17 protein-coding genes are annotated in these 18,371 nt (G+C 54.6%); 6 read left to right on the forward strand and 11 right to left on the reverse strand.

All coding sequences use genetic code 11. The features are described 5' to 3' along the window. Positions 1-277: 277 nt before the first annotated feature. From LC093_RS10370 to LC093_RS10380, 3 genes are all read right to left on the reverse strand, one after another. Entirely contained in the window at positions 278-1,063 is a 786-nt protein-coding gene (locus LC093_RS10370; protein WP_226664708.1) for an outer membrane protein OmpK, read from the reverse strand. Positions 1,064-1,479: 416 nt separating this feature from the next. Beyond that, entirely contained in the window at positions 1,480-1,689 is a 210-nt protein-coding gene (locus LC093_RS10375) for a cold-shock protein (RefSeq protein WP_226664709.1), read from the reverse strand. Positions 1,690-1,971: 282 nt separating this feature from the next. After that, complete coding sequence (locus LC093_RS10380) at positions 1,972-3,444, reverse strand: serine/threonine-protein kinase (protein ID WP_226664710.1); 1,473 nt, start codon at positions 3,442-3,444, stop codon at positions 1,972-1,974. 444 nt (positions 3,445-3,888) lie between these two features. On the opposite strand from LC093_RS10380, the gene LC093_RS10385 reads away from it, so the two are divergent. Beyond that, the gene (locus tag LC093_RS10385) at positions 3,889-4,569 is read left to right on the forward strand and encodes an OmpW/AlkL family protein (RefSeq protein WP_226664711.1); all 681 of its coding nucleotides are present in this window, start codon (positions 3,889-3,891) and stop codon (positions 4,567-4,569) included. Positions 4,570-4,719: 150 nt separating this feature from the next. On the opposite strand, the gene LC093_RS10390 is transcribed toward LC093_RS10385, so the two are convergent. Then, a complete protein-coding gene (locus LC093_RS10390; RefSeq protein WP_226664712.1) occupies positions 4,720-4,899 on the reverse strand; it encodes a PCP reductase family protein in 180 nt (59 codons plus the stop codon). A 336-nt stretch (positions 4,900-5,235) separates the two neighbouring features. Here LC093_RS10390 and LC093_RS10395 point away from each other — a divergent pair, with 336 nt between their 5' ends. Next, the gene (locus LC093_RS10395; RefSeq protein ID WP_226664713.1) at positions 5,236-7,035 is read left to right on the forward strand and encodes an ABC transporter transmembrane domain-containing protein; all 1,800 of its coding nucleotides are present in this window, start codon (positions 5,236-5,238) and stop codon (positions 7,033-7,035) included. Between the two features lie 94 nt (positions 7,036-7,129). Here the strand turns inward: LC093_RS10395 and LC093_RS10400 are convergent, their stop codons facing one another. The 4 genes from LC093_RS10400 to LC093_RS10415 form a co-directional block, all read right to left on the reverse strand. Continuing rightward, positions 7,130-7,630 (reverse strand): hypothetical protein, encoded by a 501-nt coding sequence (locus tag LC093_RS10400; RefSeq protein WP_226664714.1) that lies wholly within the window; start codon positions 7,628-7,630, stop codon positions 7,130-7,132. A 384-nt stretch (positions 7,631-8,014) separates the two neighbouring features. Further along, a complete protein-coding gene (locus LC093_RS10405) occupies positions 8,015-9,622 on the reverse strand; it encodes an ABC-F family ATPase (RefSeq protein ID WP_226664715.1) in 1,608 nt (535 codons plus the stop codon). A 221-nt stretch (positions 9,623-9,843) separates the two neighbouring features. Beyond that, the gene (locus tag LC093_RS10410; protein ID WP_226664716.1) at positions 9,844-10,563 is read right to left on the reverse strand and encodes a spermidine synthase; all 720 of its coding nucleotides are present in this window, start codon (positions 10,561-10,563) and stop codon (positions 9,844-9,846) included. Positions 10,564-10,808: 245 nt separating this feature from the next. After that, complete coding sequence (locus LC093_RS10415) at positions 10,809-11,897, reverse strand: alpha/beta hydrolase (protein ID WP_226664717.1); 1,089 nt, start codon at positions 11,895-11,897, stop codon at positions 10,809-10,811. A gap of 229 nt (positions 11,898-12,126) precedes the next feature. Between LC093_RS10415 and LC093_RS10420 the strand changes: the two genes are divergently transcribed. Continuing rightward, the gene (locus tag LC093_RS10420) at positions 12,127-12,543 is read left to right on the forward strand and encodes a VOC family protein (RefSeq protein ID WP_226664718.1); all 417 of its coding nucleotides are present in this window, start codon (positions 12,127-12,129) and stop codon (positions 12,541-12,543) included. 78 nt (positions 12,544-12,621) lie between these two features. Next, positions 12,622-13,770, forward strand: coding sequence for a patatin-like phospholipase family protein (locus LC093_RS10425; RefSeq protein WP_226664752.1), 1,149 nt, complete (start codon positions 12,622-12,624; stop codon positions 13,768-13,770). On the opposite strand, the gene LC093_RS10430 is transcribed toward LC093_RS10425, so the two are convergent. Both LC093_RS10430 and LC093_RS10435 read right to left on the reverse strand, forming a co-directional pair. Next, positions 13,767-14,585, reverse strand: coding sequence for a hypothetical protein (locus tag LC093_RS10430; RefSeq protein WP_226664719.1), 819 nt, complete (start codon positions 14,583-14,585; stop codon positions 13,767-13,769). The genes LC093_RS10425 and LC093_RS10430 overlap by 4 nt on opposite strands. Before the next feature lie 215 nt (positions 14,586-14,800). Further along, entirely contained in the window at positions 14,801-15,316 is a 516-nt protein-coding gene (locus LC093_RS10435) for a DUF1993 domain-containing protein (protein WP_226664720.1), read from the reverse strand. A 192-nt stretch (positions 15,317-15,508) separates the two neighbouring features. On the opposite strand from LC093_RS10435, the gene LC093_RS10440 reads away from it, so the two are divergent. Next, on the forward strand, positions 15,509-16,249 hold the full coding sequence (locus LC093_RS10440) for a hypothetical protein (protein ID WP_226664721.1): 741 nt from the start codon (positions 15,509-15,511) through the stop codon (positions 16,247-16,249). Between the two features lie 284 nt (positions 16,250-16,533). On the opposite strand, the gene LC093_RS10445 is transcribed toward LC093_RS10440, so the two are convergent. Then, complete coding sequence (locus LC093_RS10445; protein WP_226664722.1) at positions 16,534-16,902, reverse strand: PH domain-containing protein; 369 nt, start codon at positions 16,900-16,902, stop codon at positions 16,534-16,536. A gap of 156 nt (positions 16,903-17,058) precedes the next feature. Between LC093_RS10445 and LC093_RS10450 the strand changes: the two genes are divergently transcribed. Further along, complete coding sequence (locus tag LC093_RS10450) at positions 17,059-18,300, forward strand: RNA polymerase sigma factor (protein ID WP_226664723.1); 1,242 nt, start codon at positions 17,059-17,061, stop codon at positions 18,298-18,300. Positions 18,301-18,371 lie beyond the last annotated feature (71 nt).

The raw sequence follows: 18,371 nt of genomic DNA on the forward strand, positions 1-18,371 counted from the left end.
CGATATATCCGTCAAATCCGTTTTAACGAACCACAAGTTTAGTGACTGCCCCGAGGGTTAAGCACCCGATATCTGGCGTTTGTGAGAGGCTAAGAGTAAACAGGGTGATGCAAGAGATGATACCGCGATAGTGCGTGGTATCAAGTTAGGGTGGGGGAGCGGAGTTGGTTACGAGTGGCTCTCGGCTACCTGTCCGCCAAAACCGGGCAAGAGGCAAACACGGCCCGCTGTGCCCGGTGAGTGTAGTGCCGCTTTGCGTTAACGGCGGCGCTCTCGCTTAAAAGTGATATTTCACCAGCAGGTTGATGTTGCGCTCGTTGGAGTCGATGCCAAAGGTACCGTCCTTGATGCCAAATTTGTCATTCCAGTGCACATACTCCACACCGGCATAGAGCTTTTTCGGCTTGCCGGCGCGCGCGCCGATATCCCACTTCAGCTGTGAGGTGAAGTTCATGGTTGAATGCGCATCGGCGGAAGCGCTGGCCCAGTCCAGAAAACCGTCGTAGAGGAATTCTTCGCTACCCAGTGTAAACGGCAGGCCCCAGGCCAGGGTCAGCTGCTCGTTGTCGGCTTTGTCTTCGTTGTTGCGCTGGTACAGGTTCGCCTGGAAGAAAGTAAAGCCCGGTACGTCCAGATCAAAACCCACGCCCGTCAGGGTGTTCATAAAGTGCGGGCCGGTGGCGGTAAGGTGGTCCGGATCGTCCATATTGCCCAGTTCCAGCTGTCCGGCCAGCAGCACATCTTTTACCGGGCCATACGCCAGTTCTTTGCCGCTCAGTTTGCCCAGGCTCAGGCGCGGGGAAATTTCGGTGTACCACTCGGTTGAGTTGTCATCCGAGACCAGGTAGTCGCTGAACAGGAACAGGTCACCCCAGCTGTGGCCGCTGGCGTGTTCGAAGGTCATCACCGTGCGGCTGGAATCGTCGCTATCCAGGCTGTAGTGCACCTTGTAGTCATTGCCACGCAGTGCAGTCAGACTGTTGTCTTGCCAGAAGACTTCGGCGTAGCTGGAGACTGAGAATAATCCGGCAACAAACAGGAACGGGGACTGGGTCAGCTTCATTAAATACCTCGAATTCAGCTGGCGGAGTCCGTCCCGCTACGACTATAGAAGACTCTATAGTCAATAGTTGGTTAAAAAATGAACGCGGAATCTACCGGAATTCGGGGTGGTTTTCTACTTCGCTTGCAGGACTGCTGTCTGATTCCTGTACGCGCTCTGGAAGCCTTTTACTTTTGAAAGGCTGATTTCGGGGATTATGTTTTCCAGAAAAGTTATTGGCGGGGGCTGTGTTTCAGTAGGTATCCGCTCGTGAGGTCTGGAATTCCCGGTTCACGGCGTGTGATAAAGACACTCACTGACTATCAAAGGCGGACGATATTGCTCCGTGCAGGAAACATAGTGGCGTTGTCGAGGAAAGATGAATGCACAAATAAAAAACGGGCCCGTTGGGCCCGTTTTTAGATATCCAGTACTAATTACAGTACTACGATATTCTCTGCCTGCAGGCCTTTGGCGCCTTGAGTTACAGTGAACTCAACGGCCTGACCTTCAGTCAGGGTACGGAAGCCGGTGCTGGCGATCGCGCTGAAGTGCGCAAATACGTCTGGGCCAGACTGCTGCTCAATAAAGCCAAAGCCTTTGGTTTCGTCGAACCACTTTACGGTTCCAGTCACGGTATTGGACATTGATAAATCCTGGTATTGAATCGGAATAATATTGCCTACACGAGGCGGGTGTTGCTTGGAAAATAAGCCGAGACTTCAAACACAGGACGAGGTATTACGAGTAAAACAGCGAAATGTAGATTGTAACTGTAAGGCTTTCTTTCTAGCAGGACACCACTCTATAGGTAAGTGAGCGGGCTGTCTACAAAATGTTCAGGGTCTTGCGTAATTGGTCTGGAAAATGGCTGTTAAGTCACTTTAGTCACCGGTGCGTGTCCTTGCGCCCAATGAGCGGCCAGTGGGTTAGCCATTATCTTCGATTTTCTCCCGCAGCTTGCCGAAGACATCGCGGATCAGCCGCTTTGCGGCGGGTGTCTTCTCGTTGATTTCCGCGCGCAGTGCCAGGAGCGCCTCATCTTCTGGCTCGATGTTGAGACCGCGCTTCACGTTGCGGTCTGCCGTTTTGAGATCGCCCTCAAGAAGGCTGGCGCGGGCGCGGCGGGTGTATTCGTCGACGACTGACTGGATGCCGGCCAATGCCTGCGGGTTGTCGGTATCCAGCGCCAGTGCCTCGCGGTAGAAATGCAGCGCGTTATTCTCGTGTGGGCGGTTCAGCGCGCCGCGCTCCAGGGCTTCGGCGCCGCGGGCAACATAATCCTGTACGAGCCGCTCTGTAACCTGTTCCAGCCCGTCGAGTGCCTCGTCATTGTTTTCGTCCAGCAGCAGTACCTGGCGGAAGTAATAACGGGCATTGTCCTGCTCCGGGAATATGTAGCGTGCTTCCTCCATCCCCAGCTCTGCCTGCTGCAACAGACGGTCAACCTCGCGATCAGTTTCGGTTTTGTAGGTGAGGGCAAACAGCAGCAGGAGCGCGCTGATTACACCGGTTACCGGCAGCAGAACGCGTGGTTTTCCCGCCAGCCAGCGTTGAATATCGAATCCGCCAGCAGGGCTGCCATTGGTAACAGCGGGCCTCTCTCCGGCCAGGAGATCAATTGCCGACACCAGTTCTTCACAGCTCTGGAAGCGCGCGGCGGGCCGCTTGGCCAGCATGCGCGACAGCAGCGGGGAAAGGTCGGCGTACTTCGCTGGTAATTCCGGCAGTGGCAGCTGGATATGGTTGATGGCGGTACTGGTGTGGCTATCGCCTTTGAACGGGTTATGGCCCAACAACAATTCCAGCAGGATCACACCGAGGCCATAGATATCCGTGGTGATATCCAGCGGCTGGCCCTGGGCTTGTTCAGGGCTGCTGTAAGACGGGCTACCGAGACTGAAGCCCGCCTGGGTGAGATCTGAGTTGTTGTCTACATCCTTGGCGATACCAAAGTCAGTGAGCACTGCGGTGCCGTCTTCACGAAACAGGATATTTGCCGGTTTCACGTCGCGGTGGATGATGCCTTTTGCATGGACTACGGCAAGCCCTTCGGCAATCTCGCGTATCAGGCGTAGAACCGGGGCTGGCTCGCGGAAACGTTCCCGATTTTCGTCTAGGTCGCCGCCCCCGACAAATTCCATCGCGATGTAGTGGTCGCCACCGGGCAGGGTGGAAATATCGTAGATAGTGATGATGTGGGGATTGTTGAGACTGGCAATAAAGTGCGCTTCGTTGATAAAGCGCTCATTCAGTTGCGCTTCGTTGGTGTTGCGCAGCACCTTGATGGCTACCTTGCGGTTCAGTGATTCCTGAGTGGCCAGGTAAACAGATGCCATACCGCCCTGGCCGATAGGGCCGTGAACAGTGTAACCGGGTATGTGTAGTTGGGGGTGCGTCATAACGGCCAGCTTTGCCAACAAGAAATGAACTGCTGGCAATGGCGTCAACAGTCCCTGGATCTATTGCAAGCCGGCAAGGATACCGGCGCAGCAGAGGGAGTTAAACCAACCGGGGCACAAAACCCGCATCCGCGTGAGTGGATGATGACGCAGGAGTGACCGGAAAGCTGACTTTAAGTCAGAAATCTTTTGGCATTTCCCTTTTTCGCACGATGGGGTGCGAAAGCGAGCCAGATCGGGGGCTCCAGTTCTCTCGAGTGGCGCTATCGGGCAAAAGATGACGGGCCTTATTGGTGCAGTCAGCTTCCGGGGTTGCAAGCATTAGGCGATGTGGTGATATTTTGCGCAATGTTGGTTTGCGTGCCAGACAGATAGAAATAAGTGCGATCTGCCGGGGCGCCAGCAAACGTGAAAATAGCGATAAAAGCAGTTGAGAGTTACCCAATGAAAAAACTTACCGGTGCAGTAGTACTGTTCACAGCCCTTTGCGGTACCACGGGCGTGGCTGGAGAGGCCGGTACCAGTGTCGTCAAACTTGGCACGGCCAGTGTCAGCTACAACAACAATTCCACCGAGCTGAGCGGGGACTTCACCCCTCCCGGCGTCACCGCAGTCGCGGAAGATCACAACGTCGCCGCCTTTATGTACGATTACTTCGTTACTGATAACTGGTCTGTCCAGCTGGCAGCGGGTCTGCCGCCCACGGTGAAGTTATCCGCTGCCGGTACCGGTGCGGATCTCGGGCAGGTTGGCGAAGCCAAGGCCATGTTTCCCGCGGTCATCGCTCTCTATAACATCGACCTGTCCAATAAGTTCAGTGCCTACATCGGTGCCGGGGTCAACTACACCAAGTTTGTCGATTCGAAAATCTACGACAGCTACGAGACCGCCTTTGGTGGCGAAAGTGAGGGCAAGATCGAAGACTCTGTTGGCGGCGTATTTAAAATCGGCGGCAGCTATGCAGTGAATGACAACTGGATGGTTGATGTAGCCTACGCGCGCCATTGGATCACCGCGGATGCCAAAGTCACCACAAGCACGCCCGGTATAGGCGATGTGGAGCGCTCCATCAGTGTGGATGTCGACCCGGATATCATTTCATTTGCCGTTGGCTACAAGTTCTGATCTGAAAAAAATCTGCAAGAAACAATACAAGAAATAATACAAGAAACAATAAAAAAACCGGTGCAGTGTCTGGGATTTGCACCGGTTTTTTTTGCCTTACATAAAGGCAGTTAGCCTTTGTCGTATAGTGCGGATCCGTTGCCGCGCTCCTCAGGTTTTACCCTGCTCCTGTTGCTGAAGTTCAGTCATGAAGTCACAGGTAATCAGCGTAATGCCGCGCTCCCTCGCCACCTCTTCGACCCGCTTTTTAATTTTCGAGCGAACAAAAACCGGCGCCATTTTCAGGGCTTCCTCGGCGAAGATGTCCCACTCCAAGTCTTCAGTACTCATGGCCAGGCCTCCTAAAATTCACAATCGCAAACCAATAAATAACCCCGCGAAGCGCCAAGTCTAGTGATGGGCTATGGAATACATATGCGAAAAGTCATTTTTGGGCTGAATTGTTTCTACTGCCGGGAAATTAACGCCTGTTCAGGTTACCGGTGCCGGGTACAAGGCAACTCCGTTTACATGCAAGCGGGTATTTATTGGTAAAGTCCGTTGTCGGACGTGCTAATTTCAATGCGCCCGAGATTAACCCGCTCGCTGAAGCTCTGAAACCACATATTTGTCAGAGATGTCCAGCTGCCCGGCGAATTTCAGAATTTTTTTGATCAGTAACGTTTTATGACAGATACCCCGAAACCCGCCTCTGGCAACGCCTCAAACATGAGTGCGCGAGAAATGATGATCGCACTCTGGCAGTTTGTGCGGCCCTACCGAAAGGTGTTGTTCGGTGCGGCCGTGGCGCTGGTTTTTACCGCCGCAATTACGCTGTCTATTGGTCAGGGAGTACGCCTGCTGGTGGACAACGGCCTCACCGGCGACTCCAGCGAGGCGCTGGCTCATGCCGTGCAGGTGCTGCTGGTATTGGCGTGTCTTATGGCCATCGGCACCTATGCTCGCCATTATCTGGTGTCCTGGCTGGGCGAGCGGGTAGTGGCCGATCTGCGCAAGGCGGTGTTTGACCATATCGTGACCCTGCATCCGAGCTACTTCGAGACCAACCGCAGTGGCGAGATCATGTCCCGCCTCACCACCGACACCACCCTGCTGCAACATATCATCGGTACCTCATTCTCCATGGCCCTGCGCAGCACCCTGATGTTTGTGGGCGCGCTGGCCCTGTTGCTGTTTACTAACCTCAAGCTCAGCCTGATGGTACTCGTGGGCGTGCCACTGGTGCTGTTGCCCATCGTGCTCTACGGCCGCCGGGTACGAAAGCTGTCCAAGGCCAGCCAGGATTCCATTGCCGATGTGGGCAGCTATGCCGGTGAAATTATCCAGCATATAAAAACCGTGCAGAGTTACACCCGCGAGCAGGATGAACAGAAGGCATTCGCCCGTGAAGTGGAGGCAGCATTCGATGTCGCCAGGCGGCGTGTGCGTCAGCGTTCACTGTTGATAGCGGTCGTGATCCTGTTGATGTTCGGTGCGGTCAGTACCCTGCTGTGGATAGGCGGCAACGACATGATTGCAGGTCGTATGAGCAGCGGCGATCTGGCCGCATTTGTGTTCTACGCCATGATGATGGGATCAGCGGTGGCGACCATTTCTGAAGTTTACGGCGAGCTACAGCGGGCCACCGGCGCCACGGAGCGGCTTATGGATCTACTCAGTGTCGAGTCGGAGATCCCTGCGAGCAGCGCAGATTCCTCCCCGGAATTATCGACAGGCTGTGATACTGCTGAGGTGGTGTTCGACACGGTGGAGTTCAGTTATCCCTCACGGCCCGACCAGCCTGCAATTAGTGGATTGAGCCTGCATGTCGCAGCGGGTAAAAGTCTGGCCCTCGTGGGGCCGTCTGGCGCCGGCAAATCCACACTACTGGAACTTCTCCTGCGCTTTTACGATCCGCTTGGAGGACGTATCACCCTGGATGGTGTGGATATCCGGGATATGGATACCGGCACCCTGCGCCGGCAAATAGCCGTTGTGCCGCAACAGCCTGCCCTGTTTACCGCCGATGTCTGGTACAACATCCGCTACGGCAAGCCCGACGCGAGTGACGAAGAAGTGATTGCCGCGGCAAGGGCCGCACATGCACACGAGTTTATCGAGCAATTGCCCGATGGCTACAACAGCCATTTGGGCGAGCAGGGTACGCGCTTGTCCGGAGGGCAGAAACAGCGTCTGGCCATTGCGCGCGCTATTTTAAAAGATCCAAAGATTTTACTGCTGGATGAAGCCACCAGCGCGCTGGATGCGGAGAGCGAGTATCACGTGCAGCAAGCATTGGAAGCGCTAATGCAAGGCCGCACTACCATCATCATTGCGCACCGGTTGGCGACTATTCTGCATGCGGATCGCATCGCGGTACTGGATCATGGGTGCGTAGTGGCGGAGGGCAGTCATACGGAGCTCGTGCAGTCTTCGCCTCTATACAAGCGGCTGGCAGAGCTTCAGTTTCAGGAATATCAACACTGAAACCTGTCACGGAGCCGATGGGTATGTGCATGCCCTGGAATACGGCGGCGATCACGGAGGTAACCGCCGGCTTTGCAAACGCTGAACGGTAGTTTCAGCCAATCGGGCAGGCGACGTTCTGTCCCTCGCCCCAGGCCATCACCGATTCCATAAACCAGTCTGAACCCCACGGGGAATAACCGGTAATGGATACGCCGGTATCCTGTTGCGGCTCCACATTAATCACCGCCACGATATTGCCACCCTCATGCTGTGGGCCCGACAGGCCCAGGGCCTCTCTTCGGATGGTGAACTGGGTCAGGCTGTCGGACTCCGCGGTGACCGCGTAGTGCCAGATCCCCGAGCCACTGCCGAGCACAGGGATGCCAGAGCGGATAGCCGCGCCCTGCTTCGACCCCTCAACACAGGCATCCATATTGGTCTGCAGGCTGCGTATGGAGTCCTGGTAGCCTATCGCCGGTGATGTGGTGTATACCCTGCCAAAAGCCGAGTCACTCAACTGATCGGCAAACTCATCAGGCGTGTTTGGCGGCAGCAGTACAGCACAGCTCTGCAGGAATGCCATTCCGAGGAACGCCATCAGGCATTTATTCATTATCTTTCACTCTTTTTGTGTTGTTTTTATTGGTCTTGCGTGGAAGGGGGGCACCTGCCCAAGGCTGGGTGGGTTGCCGGATCAGCACTGTTGCTCGCAACGCATGACGTGTTTTATAACATTCAATATCCCGCTTTGGTAGGAGTCTGCTCTGCTGTCAGGCTGTTCTTTGGGCGCAAATATTAAAGGGGAAATCTTGAGGGAAAAATGGATGGACCGTTTGAAGTGGTAACTTGGGCAGTCGTCGCGATGACAAGGCGATAAATGAGTGCAAGGGAATTTGGGGCCGACAAAAAAGCCGACGCGAAATAGGCATTCACGTCGGCTTTTTGGAAGGCATTTATGTGTCCGGTGACCAATCAGTCCTTTTGTGCTTCAGGAGAGTCAGGCCGCCTGGGCTTCCTGTCGCGCCCGGTCTGCCAGGTACTCATCGTAGGTACCCTGGAAGTCGATCATCTTGTGGTCCTTGATCTCCAGAACACGTGTGGCCAGTGACGATACAAACTGGCGGTCGTGGCTGACGAAGATCAGGGTGCCTTCGTAGTGGGACAGGGCCTTGTTGAGTGCCTCGATGGATTCCATATCCAGGTGGTTGGTAGGCTCGTCCATGATCAGCACGTTGGTGTCCATCATCATCAGTTTGCCGAACAGCAGGCGGTTCTTCTCACCACCGGAGCACACGCGCGCTTTCTTGTTGGCGTCGTCGGCTGTGAATAACAGACGGCCGAGCATGCCGCGTACGGTCAGGTCATCGTGCTTGGGCGTGCGCCATTGGGACATCCACTCAAAGATGGTCAGGTCGTTGTCAAAGTCTGCGCTGCTGTCCTGCGGGCAGTAGCCAATGGCTGCGTTCTCGGACCATTTGACCACGCCGCTGTTGGCCTGCAGCTCGTCTATCAGGCAGCGCAGGAAGGTGGTCTTACCCACACCGTTCTCGCCGATTACGGCCAGGCGTGCACCAGCCTCCAGTATCAACTCGCCACCGGCAAACAGCTGCTCGCCATCGAAGCCGTGAGACAAATCTTCCAGAGTCAGTGCCTGCCGGTGCAGCTTCTTGCTCTGCTGGAAGGTGATATAGGGCTTCACCCGGCTGGACGGCTTGATTTCCTCCAGCTTGATCTTCTCCATCTTCTTCGCGCGCGAGCTGGCCTGTTTGGCTTTGGACGCATTGGCAGAGAAGCGGTTTACGAAGGATTGCAGTTCTTCCAGCTCGGCGCTCTTCTTCGCGTTCTCCGCGTGCAGCTGTTCCTGGATCAGGGTGGAGGCGGCCACAAAGTCCTCGTAATTACCGGGGAAGATTCGCAGCTCGCCATAATCGATATCCGCCATATGGGTGCACACCTGGTTCAGGAAGTGACGGTCATGCGAAATGATGATCATGGTGCTGCGGCGCTGGTTCAGCACTTCCGCCAGCCAGTGGATGGTGTGGATATCCAGGTTGTTGGTCGGTTCGTCCAACAGCAGGATGTCCGGATCCGCAAACAGGGCCTGCGCCAGCAGCACCCGCAGTTTCCAGCCTGGAGCTACCTGCTTCATCAGGCCGAAGTGCAGGGATTCCTCGATGCCCGCCTCCAGCAGGATCTCGCCTGCGCGGCTCTCGGCGCTGTAGCCGTCCAGCTCGGCGAACTGGACTTCCAGATCCGCCACGCGCATGCCATCTTCCTCGCTCATTTCCGGCAGCGAGTAGATGCGGTCACGCTCCTGCTTGATCTCCCACAGGCGCGTATCGCCCATGATCACCGCGTCCACCACGGTGTACTCCTCGAATGCAAACTGGTCCTGGCTCAGGATACCCAATGTGCAGCCGGGAGCTATGGATACATTACCGGCGGAGGGTGCGAGTGCACCGCTCAGGATCTTCATAAAGGTGGACTTGCCGCAGCCATTGGCCCCGATCAGGCCGTAGCGGTTACCGTTGCCGAACTTGGCAGAGATATTTTCAAACAGCGGCTGGGCACCAAACTGCATGGTGATATTGGCGGTGGTGATCAAGAGCGTATTCCCGAGGGCATTGAGGTGGGCGACTATGAAAGAATCATTGATGAAATTCGCCAACACGGAAGCATGCGGCGGGCCGCGCACTATAAGGGCTGGCAGACGTAGTGTCGAGAGATGCGTGCAAAAAGTGTACAGGTTGAGGTGAAAACCAGACTGATGTCGCCCGGGTGAATCAGGGCCTGGCCAGAGCCGGTTGAACCGGCTGGTCAGCTATCTCATTTCACGCACACATAAACGGAGTTGGTGGAATCGCCATTCATAAACGGGTTATAAAAAGAGACCACATGGGACCTGACCGCTGGAAATACTGTTTTCAATAAAGACTCGAAGTGCTCTTCCGGCAGGTTCTGTGACCACATGGCGAATACCCCATTGGGCTTCAGCTGTTCGGCCATAAGCGCCAGGTTTTCGGTGGTGTAAAAGCTTGCATTGGCTGCATTCAGATACTCGGTAGGCGAGTGGTCAATGTCCAGCAGGATGGCATCGAACTTCCTGCCCGCGGCATCCGGGTCAAAGCCGGTCTCCGGGCTTGTGGCCAGATCAAAAAAACTGCCATGTACATAACGGCTTCTGGTATCCGCATTCAGTATCTTGCCAAGAGGTACCAGTTCGTCTTTGTGCCAGCCGATCACCGTATCCAGTGCATCAATCACCAGCAGTTCTGCAATACGCTGGTCTTTTAATGCGGCCACCGCGGTATAACCGAGCCCCAGGCCTCCCACGACCACATCGAGCTGCTCGCCCTGTACCTGAGCCAGTCCCAGGGTAGACAGCGCCTCTTCTGCCTCCACAAACATGCTCGACATCAAGAATTCATCGCCCAGCTTCACTTCGTAGATATCCCTGTCGCCCAGTGCGGGAATGCGCCGCCTGCGCAAAGAGATTTCTCCCAGGGGGGAGGCTTGGCTGTCGATCTCTTCAAATAATAGGGACATGGCTGACTTGCTCTGATGTAGTTGGCAGGCGGGTGAAAAGGTGCATGTGTGCAAAGCGGATGCAACTTTAGGCATTTATGCAGGAGTCGCTATCGAGCAGCAGTATACGGTGTATCGCGATGCCCGTGATGGGGTAGTCCCGGAAACTGTTGGAATGACGGCTAAACAGCGGAAAGTATTTTTGTTGAGGCGAACCGCTGTATAGAGGTTCGCCCAAGTCGATTCGCCGCATTAGACCGCGGTCGTCAGTATTTTTGTCCGGCCACGGCTATCGTGCTGCATCGCATGGGGGTTGCATCCGTCCCACACAGGGCCTCCAGGTAACGCTGGCTTGCCTCGTTGTAGCCGCTGTCCGTCAAGTAATCCACTATCTCGATAAAGCGGGATGGCTGGACATGTAAGTCGTGGATTGCATAGTCGAATAGCGGCTGCAGTTTTGCCCAGGACGCCGCGGTGCTGCCGACGGAATGCCGGGCAGTGATCTGCTGGAGCATTTCCACAGAAGGCATTGCGGCCAGTCCATAGCGTGTGGACAAGTCATCGTAGTGCTGTTTGAGGCTGGGAGCCCCCGCCATTTTTATATCGGCTGACGGAGCCCACTCAGGGAACACGGACTGCAGCGCGAATTTCATGGATGGGTGCTTGGTACTGCGATGGGTTTCATTCGGAAAATGATGTGATGCATAGGGAAACTTGCTGGTCGAACTGAGGATAGCATTGATCCGGGTATAGGGCGTGTGCATATGTTCGCCCTCATCGGCCATGGTCAGTACCAGTGGTTTCTGCTCGGCGAGGGCCTGCCTCGGCATCGACTCCACCTTGTGAAGAATATCGCCGTCATCCAGGGAGGGACTGAACGCGAAATATTGTGAGACGGGGAGGGTGTTCGACAGCCACTGCTGCATGACGTATTTCCCGGCGTGAGAGTGCCCGGACAGGATTCGGAAGTCGGCCGCTGGGTACTCGCGTTCGATAAAGGGGAACAACTCCTTCTCCAGAAATTGTGTGAACTGTTCCTCGCCTTCCTGTACATCGAGTTCCCGGCCCTGGCTTTCGATACCCACCACGATGAAATCCGGCACCGTGTTTGCAATCATGTCCAGCGTTGCGATCGCGGGCAGCATGTCCCATTGGCTGTGCAGCAGGTAGAGTACGGGAAACTCCTGATCAGGGTGACCGCCATCCGTCGGTACATAGATATCGAGCCACTTATCCTGGCCCAATTCCTGCGATGAAATAACGCGTGACTGGCCGTAAACCGGTGGTTCGGCTGCAAGTGATGGGAAACATAACAATGACAAAATCAGGGAGAGGAGAGACATTATTATTTTCATATTCTCATTCCTTTTCTCATTCTTTGGGTTATGGCACCCGCTAATTTAACAGCTGAAGCGGTGTCACTGAAGCTTCGGTTCAGAAGTAATAGACGCCATGCGCACCTTCCGGGCAACGCTCTGCAACTTATTTCCTCCTTACATAAGTCTCCTTTACTAGACTGCGAAATAGCCCCCTAAGGGAATTCAACTATGGGAAGCCCGGTTCCCCGTGCCCCCTGGAGGAGGTATGAAATCAAACTGTATGCACCTCGCCATTCCCGCCGGAGACTTGGAGGTCGCCAAAATATTCTATTGCGACGTACTGGGTTGCAAGGCTGGAAACAGTGAAGAAGCGCATTGGGTAGATATCGACTTCTGGGGTAATGAACTCACCCTGCACCAGAGCACGGAGCAGCTGCCCAATGTCCGCCACGATGTAGACATGGGCGCAGTGGCGGTACCGCATTTCGGCGCGCATCTACCCAATGATGAGTTTCAGGCTTTAAAGAAGCGTATCGAAGCTGCCGGGCTGGAATACCTGGACAAGCCCTACCGCCGCTTTGTTGGTGATGAGTACGAGCAGGAAACCTTCTTTATCACGGACCCGAACGGCAATGTCCTGGAAATGAAATCCATGGTGAACCCGGAGTTGATGTTCCGCTAAGCCATGCCTTCCACCGTGAAAACATTCCCCCCAGCCCGAAGCGCAGTTCAGAGATCCATAGGCATTTTCCTGGTGATTATGGCGGGCTGCTCAGGCTTGGCTGAGCGCAATCCTGTGCCTGCGACCCTGACCGAAATCGCGCAAGTAGCTGGTATTACCAATGCCCGTTTCTGGGGGGATGAGTGGCCGAAGTTTTCCATGTCAATGTATGCAAATCACACGGCCGAGCAACTGCGTGAAGAAAACCCGGGAATCTACGGTAGGCCACACGACTACCTGGCAATATCCGGTGGTGGTGCCAATGGCGCATTTGGTGCTGGTTTACTGGTGGGATGGTCGGCGTCTGGCACAAGGCCAGAATTTACCATGGTCACAGGGATCAGCACCGGCGCGCTAACGGCACCCTTTGCCTTCCTCGGTCCGGCTTACGACCGCCAGTTGGAAATGCTGTATACCAGCATTAGTACCCAGGATATTGCAAAAAAACGTGGCATCATCAGCACCGTGCTAGGGGAATCGGCTTTTGATACCAGCCCCCTGAAGGCACTGATTGCCGAAAACGTCGATGCCAAACTGATTGATGAGATAGCGCGTGAGCATCGCACGGGGCGGCGTCTTTTTATTGGTACATTCAATCTGGATGCAGGTCGCTCGGTCATCTGGAATATCGGTGCTATTGCCAACAGCCATTACCCCCGGAAAAAACGGCTTATCCAAGAAGTGCTACTTGCCTCGGCTTCGATCCCAGCCGCCTTTCCGCCAGTGATGATTCCCGTCGTTGCCGGTGGCGCCGAGTATGAAGAAATGCATGTCGATGGAGGCAGTGGTTCGCAAGTGTTTGTCTATCCTGCCGCAGTGGACTGGCGGCAGATTAACAGCAAGCTAAACGTACAGGGCCAGCCGCAAGTCTTTGTAATACGTAATTCGATGCTGCGGGCTGAAAACAACGCTGTTAAGCGCCATATATTACCCATCGCCTCACGCTCGATAGGCTCTCTCATCCGAACTCAGGGTATCGGTGATCTTTTCCAGATCTATACCCTTTGTATGCGGGATGGGAATGATTTCAATCTTGCGTATATTCCCTCAAATTTTGGTGTGGCGCCCACAGAGCGGTTTGATCCAATCTATATGCGGCACCTGTTCGATCTCGGCTATCGAATGGCTTTACACGATGACCCTTGGAAAAAAGTGCCGCCAGGTTTGGATCTTTCGGCCCCGGACTAGTGCATTCCGTTATCCAATTCATTGCTTTCCGCAGCTTGTAGCTCCTTGTTCAACTCAGACATTGGTTCCTGATCGACGACCAGCCAGCCCTCCCCCGAGCGATCAAGGTCTGCAATAAGCAGGATGACCACCGAGAAAGACAGCGCCAGTGCGACGGTAATTTGTGGCGAGCCACGCCGCCCGGCGCCAAGCTGAAAACCGATGCCAAACATGGCCAGTGCAGTGACAAGCGCCAGTGCTGCCCAGATGGGGGGGGGGATTCGGTAGCGAGTACCCACGTGGATTCGGGAAGTATTGAAATCGATCACCTGGTTGAGTGAGTCGAGATACTTACCAAGCCGGACCCCATCGTAATTTTTATTGCTCAGCTCAGAGACTATTTTCCAGAGCGCGTCCTGGATGGCCTTACTGCGCCGCAAACGCTGCTCAAACTCTTTTACATCTATGTCTTTCGGATCGAAATCGCGCAGCGATGTATATTCCGCTAGAAGTACCCGTGACCGACGTTGATATTCTGGCGGGAGCAGGTCTGCTCGCAGGTAGGTTGTGGATATGGCATTTACTTCGTCCAGGAGCAATGCCTTGCGCTGTAAAAAGCGCTCGGCGGTTGAGTTGAAGGTAAAAGCCAGTAGAAACGCGAGCAACCCCAGGATTGCCGCTACCGCGCTGCCAATGGAAGCATCGCTTATCGTGCCTTTACGTGCGCTGTGTAAACCGAAGAGGTTGCCCAGCGCCATGGAAACGAGAACCAGCAGAATGGAAAATGCGCCGAACAGAGGCAGGGAAAGCTGGTTGAAAGGGCCTGTGAGAATCATGCTGAAAACCAGTGTTTACAGCAAGTCTGGCCCAATTTATGACGTTTTGCAGTACGTCAGTAGAGTGATTTGGCGTCAGTTCAGGACGCGGTAGTCTGATACCGGTCATGTCTCGAAAACTACCCGCCACAGCCTCGCTCAAAATTCCAGGGGAGGACCTGAAAGGCCGGGTTCACTGCACTTAACGCGATGCTCAGTTGAACCCGGCCTTCTTATTAGGCCTCTTCCTGAACGTGAGGCAGAAGGAAAGTCATATAGTTAGCCTTGCCGACCGGCGCACCGAGCTTGCGCAGAATCGCGTAGGCCATGGAGATATGGAAATACAAATTCGGCATGACGAAGTCGTTGACGTACTGGCGTGCCGGCAGGTCCGCAAAGCGTCCCGGGCCGAGACCTAGGTGCTTTATTTCATCCAGCTTGCTGTCGTCCACGTTAATACCCGCAAGCTGATTCCTGGTATCGGCAATAATCGTGCGCGCTTGCTCCAGTGAAGTCACTTCGGTGCTCAGGTTTTCAATCGGCTGGTTCGCACACCACTGGGCGAAGCCGCGGGGTTGGTTGCACACCAGTGCCACTTGGGCGCCGAACGGATGCATGTCCTCCGCCAGACGTTCCTGCATCAGCGCAGGTGTATCGGAAACATGCTCCTCGCCGATAGAAAGAATGCCCTCAAGTACATCCAGCCGCGAATTGAAGATGCGCAGGATCTCAGAAATTTCTTGGTTTGCCATTTTGATCTCTCATTGGGAATAGTACGCATGAGCGTCCAGGCTTTATGGCGGCGGCATTGATTGATTCAAGGCTTTCTGAAATTTTTTCGAGAGAAAGAGTAAATTTCGCGCAGTTGCATCGCAACTGGGCATCGCCAATACTGGCATCTTTGGGGGGGCATTTAGGGCGAGGGTACCAAGTGCGTGGATAGTTTGAATAACAAAAATAAAGCCATAGGTCTTGCCTTCGGCGCTATGACGGTGATCTTTGTTGCCGGCTGTACCGGTATTGAGTCAGAGAGTTCAGCGCGTGCCGATTTGGCAAAGATTCAGATAAGCGGTAACCGTCTTATTTTTGAGGGTGCACTGACCAAATCAAGTGTATCTGAAGCCATCGCGCTGGTGGAGAGCAGTAAGGCTGAAATCCATACCCTTGCAGTAAGCAGCGGTGGTGGAGATGTATATGCGGCTATGGATTTCGGATACTGGATACACCGTAACAAAATTGATCTGGTGGTAAAAAGGCTCTGTTTTTCTTCCTGTGCAAATTACCTGTTTACGGCAGCGAAAAGTCGCCACATCGACTCCGGCGGAATTGTCGGTTGGCACGGTGGCGCTCTGGAAAAGCCAGCGATCAGTTACGGCTGGACAACATACCTGACACCGTGGCGCTGGAAGAAAGTAGATCAGGCAATTCAGCGCGATCTGGATGAATGGCTAAAGATGGAAACCCAGTTTTTCCAACGCATTAACGTTGACCAGAAAATAACGATTTACGGACAGCAGGAGCAATATAACTGTCAGAAAAACTCTGGAACGGCAGGTTGGACTTACGGTTCAAAAGATCTGGAGAAAATGGGGCTGAAAAACACCACCTTTGCGAATAGTGATCCGGATTTTTCCAGTCCCGAATCCCGCGAGCTGGTATGCCTGGTGGCACTAAGTGAGAGTTAGTGCCGCATCCTGATAAAAGATGCGGCACTCATGGGGGATCTCGAATGCAAATTGAGATTCATCGATAGGGACTTGATGGTGTGCTAGGGCTTATCGTCGAGTTGGCCCGCCGAGGCTAGCGGTATACTGGAGCTACTTAGGATCCCCATTTTCCTGTTTCAGCGGGCCTGGAATGCCAAAGCGCTTGGCGTAGTCCGCGATGGGCTCCAGGCCCATTTCGGTTCTTCTGGCATCGACATGTTCGATATCCAGTATCAGTAGTGCTCAACTTTCCTCGGCTCGATTTATAGGGCGTAACGCGCAATATAGTGTGCGATATCCATAAGCCGCGATTTACCGCTGAACTCAAAGCGTACCTTGCCCAGTGCTGAGAAATAGAGCTCCAGCTCGCTATCGATATCAAAGGTTCCGGAGGTCTCTACCGAATACGCGACGATATTCTTGTAGGGCAGCGAGGTGAAATCCTTTTTGCTGCCGGTAATTCCCTGAATATTGACTGCAATTATGCGCTTGCTGGTAAATACCACCCCATCGCGCATGGATTTGAAGGAGTCCAGGATTTCCTCACCGTCGAGTAGCAGCGGGGCAACTTTTTGTGCGTAGTCTGGGTTTTGTTTGAGTTTGAAGAGGCTTTTATTATTAAAATCGATCATTGGATTCCTAGCCGTTTGTATTGGTTGTTCGTAATTTTTTGGTAAGGCGAAATATAAATTCCACTCTGACCCTAATATATTACCGAAGATTACATTTGCATAATAATGCTATAAAACACAACCCAGACCAGGATTTGGCCATAAGCGATTGCACCTATGAACCTCGCACACCAAGCCCGGCTCGACCAGCTTTACCAAACCGAATCACGCCGCGTGCTCGCAACGTTGATTCGCCTGCTGGGAGATTTTGACCTCGCCGAAGAAGCCATGCATGAGGCTTTTGCGGCCGCGCTCACACAATGGCCGGTCGACGGCATCCCGGATAACCCTTGTGCCTGGCTGGTTTCCGCCGGGCGCTTTAAGGCAATCGATCAGCTGCGCCGCAAGGCGCGCTTTGACGTGTCGTACGAGGACGTCGCCGAGCGGCTGCAAACCGAGCTGACAGCAGAGGAGCCGGAAGCGCTTGGTATCGAGGATGACCGTCTGCGCTTGATTTTCACCTGCTGCCACCCGAGTCTGGCCCGGGAGGCGCAACTGGCACTGACTCTGCGCGAAGTGTGTGGCCTTACTACCGAAGAAATTGCCCGTGCCTTCCTGACATCCACACCTACGCTGGCGCAGCGTATTGTGCGCGCCAAGGCAAAAATTCGTGACGCCAACATCCCCTATGAAATCCCGGATTTAAACCAGTTACCCGAGCGTCTCGAGAGTGTGCTGCAGGTTATCTACCTGATCTTCAATGAGGGTTACTCCGCCTCTGCCGGCGACAGCCTGATACGCCAGGACCTCACGGCGGAAGGCATTCGACTCGGGCGCCTGCTGTGCGAGTTGTTACCGGAGCCCGAGGCCGTTGGCCTGCTGGCCCTGTTACTCCTTCAGGATGCGCGCCGCGCTGCGCGGGTCTCTGCCGATGGTGATCTGATTCTGCTGGAGCAGCAGGACCGGTCGCTGTGGGACCGGCATCAAATCAACGAGGGATGTAATCTGGTACTTGGTGCACTGGCGAGCCGCCGTTTTGGCGTCTATACCCTGCAAGCGGCGATCGCCGCGGTGCACGCTGAAGCCGCGTCCATGGAGGCCACTGACTGGCCACAGATCGTCGGCCTTTACGATGCCCTGCTGGCGCTGGCTCCATCACCAGTGATTGAGCTAAACCGTGCAGTTGCCGTGGCCATGCGGGATGGCCCTGAAGCGGGTCTACCACTGATCGATGCCCTGCTCGACCGTGGCGTACTTACCGAATACCACCTGGCCCATGCTGCCCGAGCAGACCTGTACCGCCGCCTGGGTCAAAAAGATGCCGCGCGGGCGGCCTATCGACGCGCTCTGGAATTGGCGCAACAGGGCCCGGAGCAGCGCTTTCTCGCCCGTCGCCTGGCGGAAATGGGGGCCAGCTGAGGCTCCTGGGAATTTTTTTAAAAAAAATTCATCCCACTGTCGATTTTCTCCACCCCCGTTCGACTAGTTAT

Origin of the sequence: Microbulbifer aggregans (assembly GCF_020524005.1) — a bacterium.
In the GTDB taxonomy this organism is placed as follows: domain Bacteria; phylum Pseudomonadota; class Gammaproteobacteria; order Pseudomonadales; family Cellvibrionaceae; genus Microbulbifer; species Microbulbifer aggregans_A.